The organism is Chlamydiifrater volucris, from assembly GCF_902806995.1.
GTDB classification, from domain to species: Bacteria; Chlamydiota; Chlamydiia; order Chlamydiales; family Chlamydiaceae; genus Chlamydiifrater; species Chlamydiifrater volucris.
Window position 1 is genome coordinate 87,300 of sequence record NZ_LR777654.1, and the last position, 19,385, is coordinate 106,684.

19 protein-coding genes are annotated in these 19,385 nt (G+C 40.6%); 12 read left to right on the forward strand and 7 right to left on the reverse strand.

Going from position 1 to position 19,385, the window contains the following annotated elements; genetic code table 11:
• The first annotated feature begins 4 nt into the window (after positions 1-4).
• Genes mraY through murC form a run of 6 tightly spaced genes read left to right on the forward strand, consistent with a single transcriptional unit; the run spans position 5 to position 7,758 of the window.
• Positions 5-1,144, forward strand: coding sequence for a phospho-N-acetylmuramoyl-pentapeptide-transferase (gene mraY / locus KJA62_RS00340; RefSeq protein WP_213318067.1), 1,140 nt, complete (start codon positions 5-7; stop codon positions 1,142-1,144).
• Positions 1,141-2,418, forward strand: coding sequence for a UDP-N-acetylmuramoyl-L-alanine--D-glutamate ligase (murD, locus tag KJA62_RS00345; RefSeq protein WP_213318068.1), 1,278 nt, complete (start codon positions 1,141-1,143; stop codon positions 2,416-2,418). The genes mraY and murD overlap by 4 nt, the downstream gene beginning before the upstream one ends.
• Positions 2,415-3,173, forward strand: coding sequence for a lytic transglycosylase (locus KJA62_RS00350; RefSeq protein ID WP_213318069.1), 759 nt, complete (start codon positions 2,415-2,417; stop codon positions 3,171-3,173). Before murD ends, KJA62_RS00350 begins: the two co-directional genes overlap by 4 nt.
• 23 nt (positions 3,174-3,196) lie before the next feature.
• Positions 3,197-4,324 carry a peptidoglycan glycosyltransferase FtsW gene (locus KJA62_RS00355; RefSeq protein WP_213318070.1) on the forward strand — a complete coding sequence of 376 codons (1,128 nt, stop codon included), beginning with the start codon at positions 3,197-3,199 and terminating at the stop codon, positions 4,322-4,324.
• Positions 4,260-5,312: a UDP-N-acetylglucosamine--N-acetylmuramyl-(pentapeptide) pyrophosphoryl-undecaprenol N-acetylglucosamine transferase gene (locus KJA62_RS00360; protein WP_213318071.1), complete on the forward strand. Its 1,053-nt coding sequence runs from the start codon at positions 4,260-4,262 to the stop codon at positions 5,310-5,312. Before KJA62_RS00355 ends, KJA62_RS00360 begins: the two co-directional genes overlap by 65 nt.
• Positions 5,313-5,325: 13 nt before the next feature.
• On the forward strand, positions 5,326-7,758 hold the full coding sequence (murC, locus tag KJA62_RS00365; RefSeq protein WP_213318072.1) for a UDP-N-acetylmuramate--L-alanine ligase: 2,433 nt from the start codon (positions 5,326-5,328) through the stop codon (positions 7,756-7,758).
• 113 nt (positions 7,759-7,871) lie between these two features.
• On the opposite strand, the gene KJA62_RS00370 is transcribed toward murC, so the two are convergent.
• The 5 genes from KJA62_RS00370 to mqnC all read right to left on the reverse strand — a co-directional run bounded on the left by KJA62_RS00370 (position 7,872) and on the right by mqnC (position 11,965).
• Complete coding sequence (locus KJA62_RS00370) at positions 7,872-8,252, reverse strand: KH domain-containing protein (RefSeq protein WP_213318073.1); 381 nt, start codon at positions 8,250-8,252, stop codon at positions 7,872-7,874.
• A gap of 194 nt (positions 8,253-8,446) precedes the next feature.
• On the reverse strand, positions 8,447-9,241 hold the full coding sequence (locus KJA62_RS00375) for a cell division protein FtsQ/DivIB (protein WP_213318074.1): 795 nt from the start codon (positions 9,239-9,241) through the stop codon (positions 8,447-8,449).
• A gap of 62 nt (positions 9,242-9,303) precedes the next feature.
• On the reverse strand, positions 9,304-10,332 hold the full coding sequence (gene miaA / locus KJA62_RS00380) for a tRNA (adenosine(37)-N6)-dimethylallyltransferase MiaA (protein WP_213318075.1): 1,029 nt from the start codon (positions 10,330-10,332) through the stop codon (positions 9,304-9,306).
• Positions 10,333-10,344: 12 nt separating this feature from the next.
• Positions 10,345-10,677, reverse strand: a complete 333-nt coding sequence (locus KJA62_RS00385; protein ID WP_213318076.1) for an STAS domain-containing protein — start codon at positions 10,675-10,677, stop codon at positions 10,345-10,347.
• 205 nt (positions 10,678-10,882) lie between these two features.
• Complete coding sequence (mqnC, locus tag KJA62_RS00390) at positions 10,883-11,965, reverse strand: cyclic dehypoxanthinyl futalosine synthase (protein ID WP_213318077.1); 1,083 nt, start codon at positions 11,963-11,965, stop codon at positions 10,883-10,885.
• A gap of 85 nt (positions 11,966-12,050) precedes the next feature.
• Here mqnC and KJA62_RS00395 point away from each other — a divergent pair, with 85 nt between their 5' ends.
• From KJA62_RS00395 to KJA62_RS00415, 5 genes are all read left to right on the forward strand, one after another.
• The gene (locus KJA62_RS00395) at positions 12,051-13,679 is read left to right on the forward strand and encodes a hypothetical protein (protein ID WP_213318078.1); all 1,629 of its coding nucleotides are present in this window, start codon (positions 12,051-12,053) and stop codon (positions 13,677-13,679) included.
• Between the two features lie 5 nt (positions 13,680-13,684).
• Positions 13,685-14,323, forward strand: coding sequence for an HAD family hydrolase (locus KJA62_RS00400; protein ID WP_213318079.1), 639 nt, complete (start codon positions 13,685-13,687; stop codon positions 14,321-14,323).
• 70 nt (positions 14,324-14,393) lie between these two features.
• Positions 14,394-14,756 carry a ribosome silencing factor gene (rsfS, locus tag KJA62_RS00405; RefSeq protein WP_213318080.1) on the forward strand — a complete coding sequence of 121 codons (363 nt, stop codon included), beginning with the start codon at positions 14,394-14,396 and terminating at the stop codon, positions 14,754-14,756.
• Between the two features lie 15 nt (positions 14,757-14,771).
• Complete coding sequence (gene fabF / locus KJA62_RS00410; protein ID WP_213318081.1) at positions 14,772-16,022, forward strand: beta-ketoacyl-ACP synthase II; 1,251 nt, start codon at positions 14,772-14,774, stop codon at positions 16,020-16,022.
• Between the two features lie 8 nt (positions 16,023-16,030).
• A complete protein-coding gene (locus tag KJA62_RS00415; RefSeq protein ID WP_213318082.1) occupies positions 16,031-16,480 on the forward strand; it encodes a bis(5'-nucleosyl)-tetraphosphatase in 450 nt (149 codons plus the stop codon).
• A 57-nt stretch (positions 16,481-16,537) separates the two neighbouring features.
• Here KJA62_RS00415 and KJA62_RS00420 read toward each other — a convergent pair whose 3' ends face one another.
• Entirely contained in the window at positions 16,538-17,161 is a 624-nt protein-coding gene (locus KJA62_RS00420; RefSeq protein ID WP_213318083.1) for an inorganic pyrophosphatase, read from the reverse strand.
• A 136-nt stretch (positions 17,162-17,297) separates the two neighbouring features.
• On the opposite strand from KJA62_RS00420, the gene KJA62_RS00425 reads away from it, so the two are divergent.
• Positions 17,298-18,338 (forward strand): Glu/Leu/Phe/Val dehydrogenase family protein, encoded by a 1,041-nt coding sequence (locus KJA62_RS00425; protein ID WP_213318084.1) that lies wholly within the window; start codon positions 17,298-17,300, stop codon positions 18,336-18,338.
• A gap of 7 nt (positions 18,339-18,345) precedes the next feature.
• Here KJA62_RS00425 and KJA62_RS00430 read toward each other — a convergent pair whose 3' ends face one another.
• Complete coding sequence (locus tag KJA62_RS00430; protein WP_213318085.1) at positions 18,346-19,329, reverse strand: inositol monophosphatase family protein; 984 nt, start codon at positions 19,327-19,329, stop codon at positions 18,346-18,348.
• Between the last annotated feature and the right edge of the window lie 56 nt (positions 19,330-19,385).

Here is a 19,385-nt window from a genome sequence, read left to right on the forward strand (position 1 = left end):
CCTCATGATTCATGGTCCTTTGCTTTCTTCTCTTCTTTTTGAAAGAGCTTTTCCTTTAGTAGTGGGGGGGTTTTCTTTTGCTTTCCTTGCATTTCTGGCGTTGATAAATCCTTTCATTCGTTGGTTAAAGAAAGAGAAAATTCAAGATACTCCTGAGAAAGAATATTGCGAGAGGTTAAAGAAGTTACACGAGGATAAGAGCAAGACCCCTACAATGGGAGGGGTTCTTATGGCTATGGTTTTGATTGCGACTTGTTTCCTAAGTTTTGGTGTGTACTCCCCTATGGCGTGGCTTTTGATCTTTTCCATCATTTGTTGGGCGTCTCTAGGTTTTGTAGATGATCTGGTTAAGCAGAAACGTAAGAAAGGACATGGACTTTCCGCAAAGAAAAAATTCGTTTTTCAAGTGCTGATAGCTTCCATTACCGTATTCGGACTTATCCAAATTTCCTCTAGCGATTGCCCTAGAGAAGTGTCATCGGTATGGCATCAAGAGCAAAAAACGGACAATGTTTGTGCAGCAGACTCATTTTTTATTTTCAACGTGCCCTTTATAAAAGAAGGCATAACGGTTTCTTCCTTTTTGGGAAGAGCTTTCCTCTTTTGCTTGGCTATTTTAGCAATCGTTGGTTCGGTAAATGCGGTGAATTTAACTGATGGATTAGACGGTTTGGCGTCCGGTTGTATGCTTATGGCATCAACTTGTTTTATCATCGTAATGATTCTTTCTGAAATGTTTTCTAGTCATGCAGTGAAAGCACCAGTAGAGATTTTATTATTGTTATCAAGCACCGTTGGGGTTTGTTCTGGGTTCTTCTTGTATAACAAATTCCCAGCTAGAATTTTTATGGGAGATACAGGATCTATGATGTTAGGCGGAGTGCTTGGGACTTGCGTTGTTTCCATCCGTCAAGAGCTGCTCCTTCTCATCATTGGGGGGGTGTTCGTAGCAGAAGCCTTATCAGTTATTCTTCAAATAGCTTCTGTTAAGATCAGAAATAAGCGTATCTTTTTGTGTTCTCCGTTGCACCATCATTTTGAATATAAAGGCATACCAGAAAATAGAGTGGTTGTTGGGTTTTGGTATGCTGGAGCTATTTTGGGTGTAATTGGGGTTTTGTCTGCAGTATTGAGTTTTTTATGAAAAAGTCTGTAGTTATTCTGGGGCTTGGCGTGAGCGGGTTGTCCGCAGCCAAATATTTGGATGAAAAAGGGGTTCCTTTGCTAGGAATGGATAGAGAGCCCGTGTTGAAAAGTATAAGGTTGAGGTTCCCCGTTATTTCAGATAAGGCTGCTTTACCAGAAGCTGTTGTTGGTATAGTGCGTTCTCCGGGGATTCCTTGTGATCATCCCGTGATTTTAGAAGCTAAAAATAGGGGATTACCTGTTGTTACAGAATTGGAACTCGCTTTTGGCGATGCAAGGCTTAACAAGTACCCCTGTATAGGGGTGACAGGAAGTAATGGGAAAACGACAACAGTAGAATTTCTCTCTCATTTGATAAATAGTCAGGGAATTCCTGCTCTAGCCGTAGGCAACATAGGTTTGCCTCTGTTGGATACGCTAGATGCTCCAGGAATTCGTGTGATAGAGATTAGTTCTTTTCAATCTGTAATGGCCTTAGAATTTCCAATTCTTTCTTCCGCTGCCGTCTTAAATATTTCTAGTAATCATATTGATTATCATGGAAGCATGGAGGATTACTCTGTAGCAAAATGTAGGATTGTTAGATATCTTAAAAATAGAGAAAACCTATTTGCAGAAGGACATATTATCGCTAAAAAATTTGATGGAGTGGGGATATCTCTTTGTAATCACTACGGGAAGATGCAATTTCTGTGGGATAAAGAAGATGCATTAAAAAGTGTTTACTCGCATGATAGGAGGAATTACTGTGCAGCTTTGGCACTGGCCAGAACGGTTATTGACGTGAGTGATGAGGAGTTTGTGAGCGCTGTACAAACTTTTCGTAAGCCTGCGCATAGATTAGAGTTCGTTGCAAATGTTTCTGGAGTTTGTTACGTTAACGATAGCAAGGCGACGACTTTTGATTCTGTCATCAAGGCTGTCAGTTCTGTGCAGGGAGAGGTAATTTTGCTTCTTGGAGGGAGAAACAAGGGGGGCGATTTCTCTTTTCTAGTGTCTCAATTGCTTGAAGAAGTAGGAAATAAAATAAGAAAAGTCATTACTTTTGGTGAAAGCAGGGGTGAGATTCTCATAGCTTTTTCGAGATGGTACGAAACAAGTGAAGTAGAGTCTTTGGAAGCCGCTGTGGAGTTGGCCAAAGGTGAGGCTATTGTGGGCGATACTGTTTTGCTTTCCCCAGGATGTGCTAGTTTTGATCAGTTTGCTAGTTTTGAACATCGAGGGGATGTCTTTAAACGGTTAGTGCACGGATTGCGGGAGTCATTGTTATGAATCGTAGAGATACTGTCATCATTGCAGCTGTTCTTAATTGTGCTTTACTCGGAGCTTTATTCATTACGGCAAAGCGCTCAGAAGAGAAGAATTTGGAGATACCAGCGTCAGCTTTTCGGGCTCCGATAGTAGAGGTTTCTCCTAATGCTGAGGGAACTTCAACGGGTGGGGGGAATGGAGAGTTAGTCCGTCAATTTATGGAAGAACCTGTAGTGATAGCGAAAGTTCCAGAAGTATCCTCTCCAGGTGTTCCCTCGGCGCCTTCCAATACAAAACCTCAGGAGGGAACTAGTAAAACACAAGGGCAGGTGAGCAATGTGGGATCAACCACAGTAATGGCCAATAAAGAGTCAGCAAATGTGCCTTCCGTAGAAGTTATGAAAAGGGATGGCGCTGTCTCCCAGGAAAAAGCAGAGCAATTCATCACCATAGTGGTCAAGAAAGGAGACTTTCTGGAAAGAATAGCAAAAGCTAATGGCACCACTGTAAATGCTATCATGAAGTTGAATAATCTAACTTCAACTCAGCTAAAAATAGGTCAATTATTGAGGGTGCCAGAGCCTAAAGAAGAAAAAAAGATAAATTCTGTGGCTGTGGCTTCTGCTGAAGATTATTACACCGTACATGAAGGGGACAGTGCTTGGTCTGTTGCTTTACGCCACAAGATGAAGGTCTCAGATCTATTGAAGTTGAACGACCTTGATGAGAACTCAGCTCGCAAAATTAAACCTGGGGACCAGTTGCGCATTCGATAATTGAAAAGGTAGGTTAGAGCCCAATGAAGTGGTTTATTATTTCTTGTTTATTGGGCGTTTTCTCTTTAGGCCTTATCATGGTTTTTGATACCTCTTCGGCTGAGGTTCTAGATCGGTCCTTGAGTTATGGTACGCACAAGGCTCTTATCAAACAAATAATATACGTGGTTATTGGCCTTCTGGTAGCAGCAGTTATTCGGTTAGTGGGGTGGAAGGATGTAGTTGGAGCTAGCCCGCTGATTCTTTCTATTTCTGTAGCGTTTCTTGTTTTAGTATTGATCCCAGGTGTGGGAATTTGCCGGAATGGAGCTAGGCGATGGTTGGGGATAGGGCATCTTACGGTACAGCCTTCGGAATTCATTAAATATCTCGTTCCCTTGGCTTGTATAGAAAAATTGTCTACACGATCGGTGGCTTCTTTTGCTCAATTTCTTCGGTTGGCGTCTTTCTTATGTTTGCCTATTTTTTTGATAGCTATAGAGCCTGATAATGGCTCTGCTGCGGTTATTGCTTGCTCACTAGTTCCGATATTTTTCTTGAGTTCTCTAAAGGTTCGTTACTGGTTGATCCCTTTATCCATTGTAGTCATTCTAGGAGGGGGCGCTGCCTATAGATTACCCTATGTTCGGAACCGCATATATGTTTATCTGCATCCCGAAGTAGATCTGAAGGGAAGAGGGCATCAACCTCATCAAGCAAAAATTGCTGCAGGGTCCGGTAGATTGTTAGGCAAGGGATTGGGCAGTAGTTTGCAAAAGCTTACCTATTTGCCTGAAGCCCAAAATGATTATATTGCGGCCATTTTTGCAGAGGAGTTTGGTTTTTTGGGAATGTTATTGCTAATTTTACTCTATCTTTTATTCATTTACGGGGGCTATTACATAGCTATGACCTCTCGATCTGAAAAGGGTGCTCATGTGGCTATTAGCATTACTTTTCTTATAGCTATACAGGCCTTCCTAAATTTGGCTGTTGTTTCTGGTCTTTTGCCTAGTAAAGGAGTAAATTTGCCTTTTTTCAGTCAGGGGGGATCTTCTCTAATTGCGAATATCTGTGGAGTCACTCTTTTACTCAAAGTATATGAAGATGAAAATAAGAAAAGTTATCCTTGCAACAGGAGGAACGGGAGGACACGTTATCCCTGCTCTTGAAGCGGCTCGGTTATTGAGTCAGCAAGGTATAGAAGTTTTACTTTTGGGCAATAATGTTTGCAAACATATTTGCCAGAAAGGGGATGGATTTGCGATTCAAGAAGTTCCTTCTGCTCCGGTAATTGTTCACTCTCCTTTTGAGTTTTTTCGCAATTTAAGGGTCCTTAGTAAAGGTGTTTTTAAGGCGAAAAGTAGAATCAAAGCTTTTAAGCCCGATTACATGATTGGTTTTGGCAGTTACCACAGCCTCCCTGTTCTTCTTGCTGCTATCTGGTCCAGGATCCCTTTCATTTTGCATGAGCAAAATATTGTCCCAGGGAAAGTGAATCGTGTATTGACTCCTTTTTCTCGAGGTGTTTGTGGAACTTTTATGAATCCATCGACGGTTACCTGCAAGCAAGAAGATTTGTGTAATAAACAGGCTGAAGAAAAGTTTTTAAAAATTTTTTCTGGCGTTCGTCCTATTATAGTTGTTGTTGGCGGGTCTCAAGGAGCTAAAACTCTCAATGTCACTTTTCCTAAGGCTCTGAGAAATATACACAAGAAGTATCCAGCCATGGGAGTATTTCATATAGTGGGTTCCCAATGTTCTAAGGAGGATCTAATGAAAGAATACCAAAATATGAAAGTCCGTCATATTGTAACGAATTTTGAAAATCAACTTCCCAGTCTGATGCATGTGGCAGACTTGGTGATAGCTCGTGCTGGAGCTAAGACTATGGAAGAATTGATACGTGTCCAAACACCAGCTATACTCATTCCATACCCGGGAGCGTATAATCATCAGAGGAAAAACGCAGAGTTTTTTGTTGAGAATATTCGGGGAGGAGAATTTTTAGAAGAAAGCCTTTTAACTCCTCAAGCTTTAGCAGAAAGTATAGAATATTCGTTGTCTCCGCAGGTCATGGAAAAAAGAAAAATGTCCTTAGAGCAATATTGGAAGGAAAGAAAACCTAGGACGATAGTACAATTTCTGCAGGAATTATAGATTTGAGGTTTTTGTGATTAGTAATGAGAAGGTATATCACTTTATAGGAATTGGTGGCATAGGTATGAGTGCACTGGCTCATATCTTGTTAGACAAGAAGATGAAAGTTACGGGCAGTGATGTATCTTTAGGTGCTAACGTAAAAAATCTTGTTCGTAAGGGAGGGCAGTGCTGGCAAGGTCATTCCAAAGACAATGTCTCTGATGGTGCAGTAGTTGTCTATAGTTCAGGCATTCCAGGTTCCAATGTTGAATATTTAGAAGCTCTTAACAAAAAGCTACCGCTTATACATCGCTCCGAACTGTTGGCATCCCTTATGGAAGGAACGGATTCTATTTTGGTTTCTGGAAGTCATGGGAAAACTACGACGTCTTCTTTGATTGCAGCTATCTTTACTCAGGCCGGAAAGGATCCCTCTTTTGCTATAGGTGGAAACAATCATAATATGATTAATGGGAAAGCAGGCAATTCTAGGTATTTCATTGCTGAGGCTGATGAAAGTGATGGATCTTTAAAGTCCTATAAACCTCATTCAGCCATAGTTACAAATCTAGATTATGAGCATTTAGTAAATTATGATCATGACATTAATAACTTAGGAAGGGCTTTTTACTCCTTTATGGAGAAAGTTTCTGATAAAACAAAATTATTCTACAACGGAGATTGTCCACTTCTTTGCCAGTTTAAACCTTCTGAAGGGTTTTCTTTTGGATTTTCTCTCAGTAATAACCTCATTGTTTCAGATTATAAATGTTCATCCTGGACTTCTATTTTTTCTTTCAGTTTCCTTGGTAAGAGTTACGAAGACATAGCTTTGGCTCTTCCAGGGAAGCATAATGTTTTAAATGCTGCCGCTGCTTTTGGTTTGGCCCTTTCTTACGGTATCGAAGAAAATGTAATTCGAGAAGCGCTGAAGAATTTTTCTGGAGTCAAGAAGCGATTAGAAAAGAAACCTTCTTCAGAAAAAATTTTGCTTTTAGATGATTATGCCCATCATCCGAGAGAAATATCTTGTTCGATAAGCGCTGTTAGAGAAGCTATAGGGGAAAGAAGATTAGTGGCTGTCTGTCAGCCTCATAGATTTTCCCGCGTAGCGGATTGCAAAGATGCTTATGAAAAGGTTTTTGATGAAGCAGATGTTATAATTTTTACCGATATCTACTCCGCTGGGGAAGATCCTATTCCTGGGATTTCTTCGGAAAACATTGTAAGAAAAATTAATGAAAGGTTTTTTAACAAAGCTTTTTATGTTCCTCGTCCTGAGCTGGTAGATTTTTTGAAGAACATTCTACAAGTTCATGATGTGTGTTTGACGATGGGGGCTGGAGATGTATCTTTGATTCATGATGATTTAGCTAGTTTTGATGTTTCAAAGCTAAAAATAGGACTCATTTTTGGAGGAAAATCTTTAGAGCACCAGATATCTACCCTGTCAGCAAGAAATGTATACAGTAACTTGGATCCATCTTGGTATGAAGTCACAGCTTTTGCAATCGATAGAGAGGGTAATTGGATTTTTGGAGCAGAGGATGTTTTAGAAGGGGAAGACATAGATGTTCCCCTAGGAAAAGGGGAGTCTCCTTTATCTTCCTCGGTGGCTTCTCAGTTATCTAAGTGTGATATGTTTTTCCCAGTGCTTCATGGCCTTAATGGTGAAGATGGTAGCTTGCAAGGCTTTTTTGAGGTTCTGGGGAAACCTTACGCGGGGCCGAATATTATTTTTTCTTCTTTGTGTATAGATAAGTTGCTTACCAAACAGGTAGTTGCCTCAGCGGGAATTCCTATTGTTCCTTATAAAGATTTTTCGCAGTTTCAATGGATAAGGGAGAAAGACAGAATTTTGGAGGAAATTACTGCATATTTTTCTTTTCCAATGTTTGTAAAAGCTGTTCATTTAGGATCCAGTTTAGGAATTTACGAGGTCAATAATACAGACGAGCTGTGCGCAGGTGTTCACCAAGTATTCTCCTTAGATACAAGAGTATCTGTAGAAGAAAAAGTCGCTGGAGCTAAAGAAGTGGAATTTGCTTGCTTGGGAGGTTCGGAGGAGCCTTTTTGCTCAGTGGCCAGAGCAATTTCCAGAAATAGCCGAGGAAGGTTTATTGACTATAATAGCAAATATGGTCTTAATGGGGTTTCTTCATTTGAGAGTATTTGTGATTCTCAGATTGGTTCTCAAGATGTGCTTTGCGAAGGGAAATCCTTAGCAAAAGCCGTCTACAAAATCTTAGGCGGAGTCGGTTGCTGTCGCATAGATTTTTTTCTAACGGATGATGGAGAATATTTATTTTCTGAAGCGAACACCATCCCTGGCATGACGTTGGCAAGTACTTTTCCGAAGGCTTTTGCTAGGGAAGGGATGGATATGAAAACAATCTGTCACAAACTTGTCTCTGAAGGGCTTTACCGTTGCCAGATAAGGAGAGTGAAGGGGATATACAATTAGCTGGGCTTGGATAAGAGAGCGTAGGTCAAGCTTACAAAAAAACAAAAGCACAGTTTGCTCAAAGGAAAGAGGCAAACTATGCCACGAATCTTGACTTGACTTTTGTTAGCTTTTTAAAGCGACTCACTATGACAACCGCAGGAATGCTGTAATTGAGGCTCTTCTATGACCTCTTCCGCAGCCTCCTGGCAGCACCCGCCCTCAAAACTACAACAACTAGAAGAGAATTCCTCGTCTTCCAGAGATGCCACACTTTGATTTTCGGGTTGAATCAGATCTATCTCGACTTTCTTTCTCACTCGAGAAGAAATCCTACGAACAATAGTGCGTAAAGCGTGTATGGTACTTCCTCTACGACCAATAACTTTTCCTACATCTTCTTGAGCGACCCTGATCTCCAGCTTTACGCTATCATTATCGGAAGTAGACCGGATTTCAACGGCCTCAGGACTCGCTACCAAGTTCTTAACAATATATGCTACAAATTCTTCCATGAAAACTTGAACTACGCGAATTATTTTAGTTAGGTACGCCCCGCCAGAAACGCCACCACGGGTTTCTCGGACAAGAGACTTTCCAATTGATTATATACTGCAAATTTAAAAAGTCAATGTAGATCTGATGAGTTATACTTTAAAAGGGTTTTATTCTTTGATATGAATGGGAAAAAAACTTCATAAATAGTCTTCTAAAGGTTGTTTTTGACTAAAATATGTCCAGAAAGTCTTAGATCGCAAATTACCATATTGGGGAACTTTTCGATAAGTTTAGGATGCAACTTTTTGTAGAGAAGCGTGGCCTCTTTCCAGTTTTTCAATGGAATTCTAATTAAAAGGCCATTTTGTAAGGTTACGATGATTTCATATGGATATGAATGAATCCTAGACAAATCTATGACTGAGATTTGCTGATCTTTAAGGCAGGAAAATAGTTCTTGAGCTAGTTGTAATCCAGTTTGTGAGATGTTTTCTTGTAAGGAGTGGGGTAAATCGGAATAAGAGAAAAAAATTTTTGGCAATTTCTTAGGAGAGTGAAAAGGTTGGCATGGAAAGCATTTGCCATTGGCATCGAAGAGCATATTTGAAAAATTCCCCAAGTAAGCCATAGGCTGTTTTAAGGAGTAAGAAATTACTAACCCTTTGTTATCTGGAACTTTGTCTATATGTACGTAATCGAAGAGGTTTGTCTTATTTAAAATGGTTTCTGCATTTTGTACTGAAAAATTTTTAAGTGAAGTTTGAGAATCTGCATATAAACCTAGAATTTCAGAAAAGAATATTGGAGGAAGGAGATCCGAAGTTTTGGGGCAGACAAGGAAAATGTTTTTAATTGGGAAAGATCTGGAAGGTTTTAGTGCAACATGAGGCAAGAATAACCAGCAAATCAATGGGGTGCATAAGACTGTGCTTAAAAATATATAGGCTAGAGATTTCAGTAGAGAATACTGAGGGCCTGGGCCAAGTATCGAGGAAGTAGTTTTCAAAAAAAATCCTCTATTTTTGGAAATGTATTAGAGTTATCCAGATTAAAGCTTTTAAAATGATTTTAGCCAAACCGAAGGTAGTCAGCAGCTATGATCGAAGCAGTTTCCTCTATATCTAGGGATTGAATATCAAGCTCCTGGAAAGTAGGGTACCTCTTAAACCATGTTATCTGATTTTTTGTATATTTTTTTGTTCCTCGAATGAAGTCATCCATGTATTTGCTAAAGTCGATTAAAGGTTCGTCTCTTTGTAAGTATTCTATCCACTGTTTGTAGCCTATCGCGCACGATGCAGACGGATTACATAAGATGCCTTCTCCCATCAATTGGCGAACTTCCTCAAGGAGTCCTTGATGCATCATACGATGGCATCTGTCAACGGCGCCTTGTAAGAGAATTTCCTTAGGCTTGGATAGAAACCAAGCTCTGGTTGAGTATTCTATTTGCTGGGTTAGCTTAGTTTCCCACTGATGTTCACTAACTTTCTTTTTAGTAAGACAAATAATTTCTAGAGCTCTGATTATTTTTTGTTTGTCTTTTCTTGTGATTGTAATGGCATATTCGGGGTCGATCTTCGATAACTGATCATATAGAGCCTCTATCCCAATTTCTTGGAATGTGTGTTCTAATTCTCTGCGGATGTCTGGGTCGGAGGGAGGGCCTTTGGGTGGACCATTCAGGAAGGAATGAAAATAGAAACCGGATCCGCCTACCAATATGGGGACCTTATTTCTTGCAAAAATTGCCTGGCAGGCATTGTAGGCCTCATGGCAAAAATCCACAACGTTAAAAGGTTCTTGAACATGTCGGATGTCAATTAAATGGTGAGGGATGCCGGCCTGGTCTTGCAAAGATACTTTTGCTGTTCCTATGTCCATGTTGCGGTAAACCTGCATAGAGTCAACGGAAATGATTTCTCCATTGATTTTGGGAGCTAAAGCCAAAGAAACTGCTGTTTTTCCCACGGACGTAGGGCCTGCTAAAAGAACAACAGTCCGCTTAAATAGTCTAGAGAAATGTTTTTGTGTCTCAAAGCAAGGTTCTTTGGCTGAATAGATTTCAAAACAAGATTTTTTGTTAGAAGAAAACATAGCTAAGAACAATTAGAACCTGGCAAAACAATCCCTTTCTGATTCATAAAACGGCAGGATTTGGTCAATTCCTGATAATTTCATTATACCAGAAATGGCCTCAGGAACGCAGCAAAGTAACAATTTCCCCTCAAGCTCTGTAAGTTTGCGATAAAAAAGAAGCAATAACCTAATACCTGCGCTACTCATATAGGAAAGGTTATCCAAATTCAGGACAAAGTTTAACCGACCCTGGTTAATGAGTTGATTAAAGTCGTCTTCGAAACCGGGAGCGGCGGCTGCATCTAACTTTCCTATAAGGCGGATAACCGACACATTTCCATGTTCTTCCAATTGAATTTCCATACTTCAAACCCTATGGTGACTGGAGGAATATTACAAAACTGCGGCAGGAATCTGCTGTTAACAAAAAATTGCCTCAAAGCAGAACTTACACGCATCCTTAAAACTATTCAAGGGCATAGCATCAAGAAGACAAAGGACGGGGATTCTAACAAGTTTTACGGAAAAGCGCTATTTAAATAAAGCCCTGTCGCTTGCGATAGGACTATCAGTGGATCTCTAAAATCTCTTTGGATGAAGTAGGTTGAGAGGAGATGTGGTTATAGAAAGAGTCCCTTTCTACTGGGGTGTATCCAGCCGAACGGATGATTTGACAAAGTTCTTCCTTCGAGCTTTCTAAAGACCATCCGGTGCATCTATGAACACTCTCGTCCAAGATAGTGCCCCCAAAATCATCTACACCATAATCAAGAGAGAGTCTGCCAGAATTTTCCCCTTCGGCCAGCCTAGAAGAAGCTATGTGTGGAAAATTATCTAAATAAATTCTAGAAAAAGCTAAAAGTCTAAAAAATCGCTCAGGGCAAGATGTTCTAGAGATAAATCGACCTAAGGCAGTATTTTCAGGTTTATAAGACCAGGGAATAAAAGAGGAGAAACCATTAGTCACATCTTGAGTGGATCGAAGAATTTCTAGATGAAGCAATATATCCTCATCGGTTTCAATGTGTCCAAACATCATTGTGGCAGTTGTTTTAAATCCTACTGAATGGGCTTCCTTATGAAAGTTGATCCATCCATCAGGCTGCATTTTTTTGGGAGACAATTGCTTCCGAACATTTTCCGACAATATTTCTGCCCCTCCTCCAGGGATGGTTCTTTGCCCCGCATCCCAGAGTAGGCGTAACGCTTCCTTATCAGAGATATTAGAAACTCTTGCAGCATTGTGGATTTCAACGGCAGAAAAATAGTGGGGATGGATGGACGGAAATTCTTCTTTTGTAATCCGGACCAATCTTACTAGAAAATCTATACCCACTTGCGGATGGACCCCTCCTTGAAGAAGAACGGTGCGAATTCCTGCGTTCTGGTATTTTTCTAGTTTTTTTCGATAAGCATCAGTAGTGAGTAAGTAAGCATCCTTATGGTGAGGCTTTCGATAGAAGGCGCAAAATTTACAATCTATGCGGCAAACATTTGTGTAATTAGGGTTTGCATCCAAAACGTAAGTAACTATGCTTCCAGGGTGCTTTTCTTGACGCACTTTTTGCGCCCAGTTTCGCAGTTTTTCAAGAGGAAGTTTTTGGTACAAATCTAGTGCTTCTTCATAGGGAATTCTGCCACGATTTGTCATACAAAAACCTGCTTGACTAGAAACTATACAGGGAGCAAACTTAGCCTCTTGTTGATTCTTTGTCAATCCCAGCCAGAGTCCTAGTATGAGTAACACGGAAAGAAAACCTTCTTTAGATCAAGGGTCTGGGGTAGATTCCTTGGTATCTCTTGTTGAAAGTAACTCTGCATCTGTTGTGGAGACGCTCAATTCTATTGATTCCCTACAAGAAAAGTTGTCCTACGGGATAGAGGTTATGAAGAAGCTTTTGAGCAACACCTCCTCTACGGATTGGAGAGTTTTTTGGGACGTAAGAAAGATATGTTTGCCGCTCTTCCATGATTTGAGCGACCCTACGTTGCGGGCGAGTTTATGGAAAGAGTATGTAGAGCTTACTAAAGAGGCTAGACACTTAAAGGAGTGTCAAGATGAGGAGAGCAGTTTTGTGATCAGTCAGATTGATCTGGCAATAACTTCCTTAGAAGGTGATATCAAATCCTTCTGTGAGGGTGGCTCACAGTTTTCCGTAGATAGAAGGGATCTAGAGATTTTCTCTGAAACGAAAAGTTTGGCTGGTCATTCAAGCTTTTATGAAGAGAAATATATTCAGGCTACTTGGCTAGGAAGTTTTGCTTCTCGGATTGCCGGGTTAAGAAGGGAGCTAAGTGAAGTTCCCATAAGGGTAAAGGCTAAGAGTGAATTTTTTCGACGTTTGTTCGCCATGGGGAATACCATTTTCCCTATTAGAAAGTCGATCACTACTGAAGTAAGCAACCTGTTCTCTGAGGATGTTTCTGCTTTTGTGCATTTGCATTTTAAAAAAGGGACTTCTAAGGACAGTTTCAAGAAGTCGTTGTTTTCCTTAAGAAAAGAGATTAAAAGCTTACAAAGCGCTGCTAAGTTATTGGCTGTAAACTCTGAGATTTTTTCTTCCACCAGGTTGCAACTAAGTGAATGTTGGAATTGTCTGAAAGGGTTGGAAAAGGAAATTCGCCAGGAGCAAGGCGAGTTAAAACAGGCTTCTGTCAAGTATGTCAAGGAACTCGAAGAGGAATTGGCTAAGGTAATTGCAGATATTGAGGCGGGGGCGTCGGCCATTCAGTCCGGAAGGGAATTAGATCGTATCAGTCGAAAAATGCGTTCGGTTTCTTTGGTTTACTCTGATGTCCAATCTTTGAAGGCGAAAATAAGAGAGGTTTACGAAAGAATTCAGGAGCAGAAAAACATAGAAGTCAAAGCTAATGAAGAGGCCAGAGAGCGGATTCTCCTAGAGCAGAGAGAGGTTTTGCAAAGATTCGTAGATGGTGTCAAAAGTTTTCGTGAGATTGCTCATTCGGGTAAGGAAAGTTTTTCGGAGATCGAGGAACGTTTGAATATTTTGCGAAGTATGTTATTAGGAATGGATTTTTTATCACAGTCCGAAAGTTTATCTTATGAAAAAGACTTGAGCGATTGTGAAGAGATTTTGCAAATTCTTCAGGAGGAACAGCTGTTACAGCGAGTTGGTTCGGATGATAGTTTTGATGACCTCTCTATGGTTGTGGATTTAAAGGAGAATCGGCGCAGACAGTTGAAGCAGTCTCTGGAAGGGTGGAAAAAAATGGTAGGAGGCTCAGGGCTAAGTTTTGAGCAGGCCATGCATTATGGTTCCTTGATTCAAGAGGGAAAAGAAAAATTGATGAAGCTAGAAAGTGAGATTTCTCTATTGAAGCAAAGGATGGCTTGCGATAATTAAGTAGTATGAATTGCGAGTCAGCGTGCATTTTTGATTTAGACGGAACGCTTCTTAAAAGTAATATTAGCTTGGCTTTTTATTTCTATGCTTTGAGAACAGGTCTTTTTTCGAAGAGGTCTTTGCCTGTATTCTTCAGGGAGGCTTTGCGGTTTTTTCTGACCGCGGATGTGTCTGTTCTTAACGCTAGTGTTTTTTCTGCATTGCTTAAGGGATTAAGATCTGATTTTCTCGCTAGCGCGGGGGAATGCTTTGCCGCAGGTATAGAGGAAGCGCAGAGGTATGAGCCAGCTTTTGAGAGGCTCAGGTCAGCTCAGGAAGCAGGAGTTTTTACTATGATACTTTCTTCTTCTCCGGAGTTTTTGGTGGCGCCCCTGGCTAGACGTTGGGGATGCTTAGGGTTGGGGAGTACGTATCTTTCGGATTCTTCTGGTTTCTATGAAGATATTGACGTGTGTTTGACTGGGGAAGTAAAGGCTCTTCATGTCTTGAGTATGAGACAGTCTGGGATGTTTAAAAGAATTATTTGCTTTTCTAATGGGTTTTCAGATCTTCCTTTTTTGCTCTCCGGAGATGAAGCTATTGTAGTTCGTCCTGATAGAAAATTAAAAAAAATTGCGATCAGAGAAGGTTGGGATAGTATTTAGAAATTCAGAAAGAGCTCTGTAAAAAAAGCTCGACCTTATCTTGGATAATCAGTTATCCTCTTGGGAACCTATGGAAGTATTTTGCTTTAACGCACTTAAAATTGTTGCCAAAGCGATTGATGATAAGAAAGGCTGTAACACCGTTGTTTTGGATGTGCGCGCTATCTCAGAGTTGACCGATTTCTTTGTTTTTGCCGAAGGTAACGTGGGGGTGCATGTTCGGGCAATTGCGGAGTTTATCGTCAGTCAGTTGAAAGAAGAATGTAAGCTGTCTCCATTGTATGTTGAAGGGTTATCTCACAGCGAGTGGGTGGTCTTGGACTATGGGTTTATCGTTATTCATTTGTTCACCTCTTCTGTCAGAGATCATTATCGTCTAGAAGAAGTATGGAAGGATGGAGCTGTGATTACATCAAAGCTTTTGGCTTCTTAAGAGGACTTTTAGTTTATGGGAAAGAAACGAGTAGTTGTCACAGGAATGGGAGTAGTCTCCTCTCTCGGGAATGATGTGGAATCTTTTTACGAGCAGTTGTTAAACGGCGTCAGCGGTGTCAGAGACATTGTAAATTTCCCATGTAGTGAGTGTAGCACTCGTTTTGCTGGATGGATAGAAGAATTTGACCCAGAGCCTTATCTGGATAAAAAGCAAGCTCGAAGAGTGGATCCTTTCATAACTTATGCTGTAGTTGCCGCAAAGAAAGCTATATCCATGTCTGGCTGGGATAAAGATAACCTTCCTGCTGATAGCAATCGGTGCGGAGTGATCATTGGTTCTGGTATGGGAGGGTTGGGAACCTTAGATGATGGGGCTCAACGGTTGATTTTGGAGAAAAAACGTCTCTCGCCTTTCTTCATTCCTTACATCATATCTAACATGGCAGGAGCGCTTGTAGCCATGGATTACGGTCTCCTAGGGCCTAATTATTCTATCTCTACTGCCTGTGCGACAGGAAATTATTGTATAGACGCGGCATATCAGCATATTGTTTCTGGTAGGGCTGATTTAATTATTTGTGGAGGATCTGAGGCTGCGGTTAACAGACTTGGGTTAAATGGGTTTATAGCTAATAAAGCCCTTTCTCAGCGCAATGACAATCCTCAAGGAGCCTCCCGCCCCTGGGATAAAGATAGGGATGGGTTTGTCCTCGGTGAAGGGGCTGGAGTTCTTGTCTTGGAATCTTTAGAGACAGCTTTAGAGAGGAACGCGCCTATATATGCCGAGGTGTTAGGGACTTACACTAATTGTGATGCCTACCATATGACAGCTCCAAGAGAAGATGGATTGGGAGTTACATTGTGTATAGATGGAGTTCTTAAGGAGGCTGGCATTGAAAAAGAAAGAGTTAACTACATTAATGCTCATGGAACGTCTACGGAACTAGGAGATATTGCTGAGGTGACAGCTATTCGAAAAGCTTTTGGTTCCCACGTTGAGAACATAAAGATGAATGCTACGAAGTCTCTAATAGGACACACCTTGGGTGCTGCTGGTGGTATAGAAGCTATTGTTACAGTTTTGGCAATTCAGACAGGGCGGTTGCATCCGACTCTTAACTTGGAGAATCCAATACCCGAAGTGGAGGGGATCGATTTAATTGCTAAGAATGCCAAAGATTGTAACATTGATGTTGCTATGTCTAACTCTTTTGGATTTGGGGGACATAATTCGACTATATTATTATCTAAATATACGCAGTAAAGTTGGCAATGGAAACGGTGAAAAAAGATTATTCTTTCGGAATTATTCCGATTAAGTACTTAGAAGGACGTTCTTCTAGAAATGTGAAAGTTTGTTTGGTTCGTCATGCCAAGGGGGGGCATTGGGGTTTCCCTAAGGGGCATAGTGAGGAAAACGAGGGGCCTCAGTTCGCTGCTGAAAGAGAACTTGTGGAAGAGACTGGGTTAAGCGTAGTCTCTTTTCTCCCTAAGGTGCTTAAAGAACAGTATGAATTTTCTCAAAACGGGCAGGCTATTTCCAAGGAAGTGACGTACTTTATAGCAGAAGTATCTGGAGAAGTCCGAGCTGACCCTGAAGAGATATCGGACCATAGCTGGGTTTCATTGGGGGAAGCGTCCAAAATTTTAAGCTTTCCAGAAGCCCTAAGTACCTTGAAAGAAGCGAAAGCTTTCTTAGATAGTATTCCTTCTCGAGAATAGTTGCTTTAGAAAAAACTATAGGCCCTGTTGGAAAGTCCCTCAGGGCTGCTCCTTGTGTTAGGCAAAAGACTCCATATAATCCTCGTGGGCGAGACGAATAACATCTTTCGCTTCTTCTTTCCCATAGACTCCGGCTACTTCTACCTTAGGCTTCCCAGAACTCATTAAGTGATCCGGGGTGGCTTTGTACGTGAGAAAATAATGAATAATCATGTCTAATATGGTTGAGGGGCAGTAAGTAATATCAGCTATTCCTCCATAGACTAAGTCATCCTCAAGAACAGCTATAATTTTATCGTCTGCTTCGCCGGAATCGATGATTCTTATGCCTCCAATAGGTCTGGCTTGGACCAGAATATTTCCTTGGGTGATGTTTTTTTCTGTTAATACACAAACGTCCAGAGGATCATTATCGCCAAGAATATCTGATCGATTTAATCTTTGAGCGCTGAACTCCCCTGAACGCTTACCACAGTATGTTCTAGGAAGTAGCCCGTACAAACAAGGGCAAAAATTGGAATATTTTTGAGGTCTGTCTATTTTTAATAAACCACTATCCTTATCAAGCTCAAATTTTACTGAATCGGAAGGAGTAATTTCAATGTAACAGCACAAGCTTTCGTAGTTGTCAGGGGAAAGCTCAGGACCATGCCATGGGTGGGGAATAAATCTTTTACTCATTTTAGAACTCTCTTTGTAGTGACTTTGATGTTTTAGGATATCATTATAATGAGTTTTAGAAAAAATTGATATTTCTCTTTATTTTGACTTTTAAATAATTTTTAACGATCATTCCCCTTTGATTTTTAGAGGTTTTATGAAGTATCAACTGATTCGGGAAGACCTAGAAATAGAAGGTTATGAAAAAGTAGTAAGGTTTTCTTGTGAGGAGACGAAGTTAGACTCTATTGTAGCCATTCATAATACCCGTCAGGGACCGGCCCTTGGTGGGATTCGTATGCTTCATTACGGTTCTTTTGAGGAAGGCTTGCAGGACGTGCTCCGTTTAGCAGAAGGGATGACTTATAAAGCTTTTATTTCGGGGGTTAAAACAGGTGGCGGAAAAAGCGTAGTTTTTTTGCCGGAGGGTGATTTCAGTCGAGAAAGTTTGTTTGAAAGTTTTGGGCAAGCCGTAGCTTCTTTGCAAGGGGAATACATTTGTGCTGAAGATATGGGAACCTCTCCGGAAGATATGCAGTTTGTTCAAAGAGCAACGAGCTATGTTGTCGGAAGGAAAAACATTAGTGGGGATCCTTCTTATTACACTGCGCACGGACTTTTTTTATGCTTAAAATCTGTGGCTAGGAAATTGAATGCTTCCTTTGGAGATTCTTTGAGAGGATTGAAGGTTGCGATTCAAGGTCTGGGGATGGTTGGTTTTAAACTGGCTGAGAAACTATTTTGGGAAGGAGTTTCTCTCGTTGTTGCTGATGTGAATGATAAAATCACGGACATAGCCAAAACTAGATTTGGTGCTGATGTTGTCGGAGTAGACGAAATTCTACGTGTTTCCTGCGATATTTTGTCTCCTTGTGCTAGAGGAGGGATACTAAATAGTAAAAGTATTTCTGTGCTAGGCTGTAAGGGCATAACTGGAGCTGCTAATAATCAATTAGAGTCGCCAAAAATAGCTGAAGACTTGTTTCTTAAGGGCATTTTGTACGTCCCAGACTATTTGGCTAACGCTGGGGGATTAATTAATGCTGCTTCAGAGCTAGAGAAGCCTTATGACCCTAGAAAAGTCTTGCTTTCTTTAGACCGGATTCCAGCAATATTCAATGAAGCTTACAAAATTTCGAACACCAAAAATATTAGTCTCGAAAGGGTTTTTTTGGAGCGTTTTCAAGAGGAGTTTTAGGATTGGCTTACTGAACAATGGATTTCAGTTTTGTTAACACTTCATCATGGATATTAGGATTAGAGGCGGCTATGATAGCTTCCTGATTTTCTAATTGCAGAGGGGTTCTCATTTTCAGAGGGTTCCCTAGTAGATCGGAAACAATACCCCCTGCCTCTTCTGTTAGCAAAGCCCCAGGGATGTGATCCCAGGGGCTGGCCTGGGTTTTTATGTGAGGAACTCTCAGGAAAAAATCTACCTTCCCTGAAGCTACACAGGCGTATTTATATTGGCTGTCTATTCGAATGGGTTTTGGTCTTGAAGGTAAAATTTCGCTTAGTCTTTTTGTTATCAGGTGTTGCTGATTGTATGCAGCCATAGGCGCTTCGCAGAATCTATGAGTAAGTGCTGTTGCCGTAGATATCTTTTGGTAGCTGATAGATTTTTTAGAAATACATAGAGAAAAAGAACCATGATTTTTTCTTGCAGAAAAGACCAAATATGGTTGAAGTGGGTTTTGTTTCCTTATGTTCGGGTCTGAACAAGCTATAACAGAGATACAAGGTTCCCCATCAATAATGAGAGAGACAACTACAGAAAAAGACTGATTTTTAATAAAACCTGAAGTTCCATCAATGGGATCAATTAGCCAAAATGTATCGGTTGCAGCATGTTGTCCTCCAAACAATACATCTGTAATGAGTGATGAAGATACGTCAGGAACGTACAAGGAAACAAAATCATAGACGCTTTGAAGTTGTTTTTCACATAATTCATGAACAGTTTCCTCGCAAACAAATGGAATGCCAGAAATTTCACCTGAAAGCTTCCTTTGTATAAGGAATTGTACCCCGTAATCGGCTGGTGTAACAAAAGATCCATCAGATTTTTTCCATATAGAGAAAGGAGATAGATTTTGTTGGTACCAGACTAACTTTGGTAATATAGAAAAAAACAGATGTTCGATTATTCGTTGATAATCGGAAAGAAATTGGTGTTTTGGGTTTAGCATAGTTTGAAATAAATCAACTCAAGATAAAACATATTATCAAAAGCATTGTTTATGTT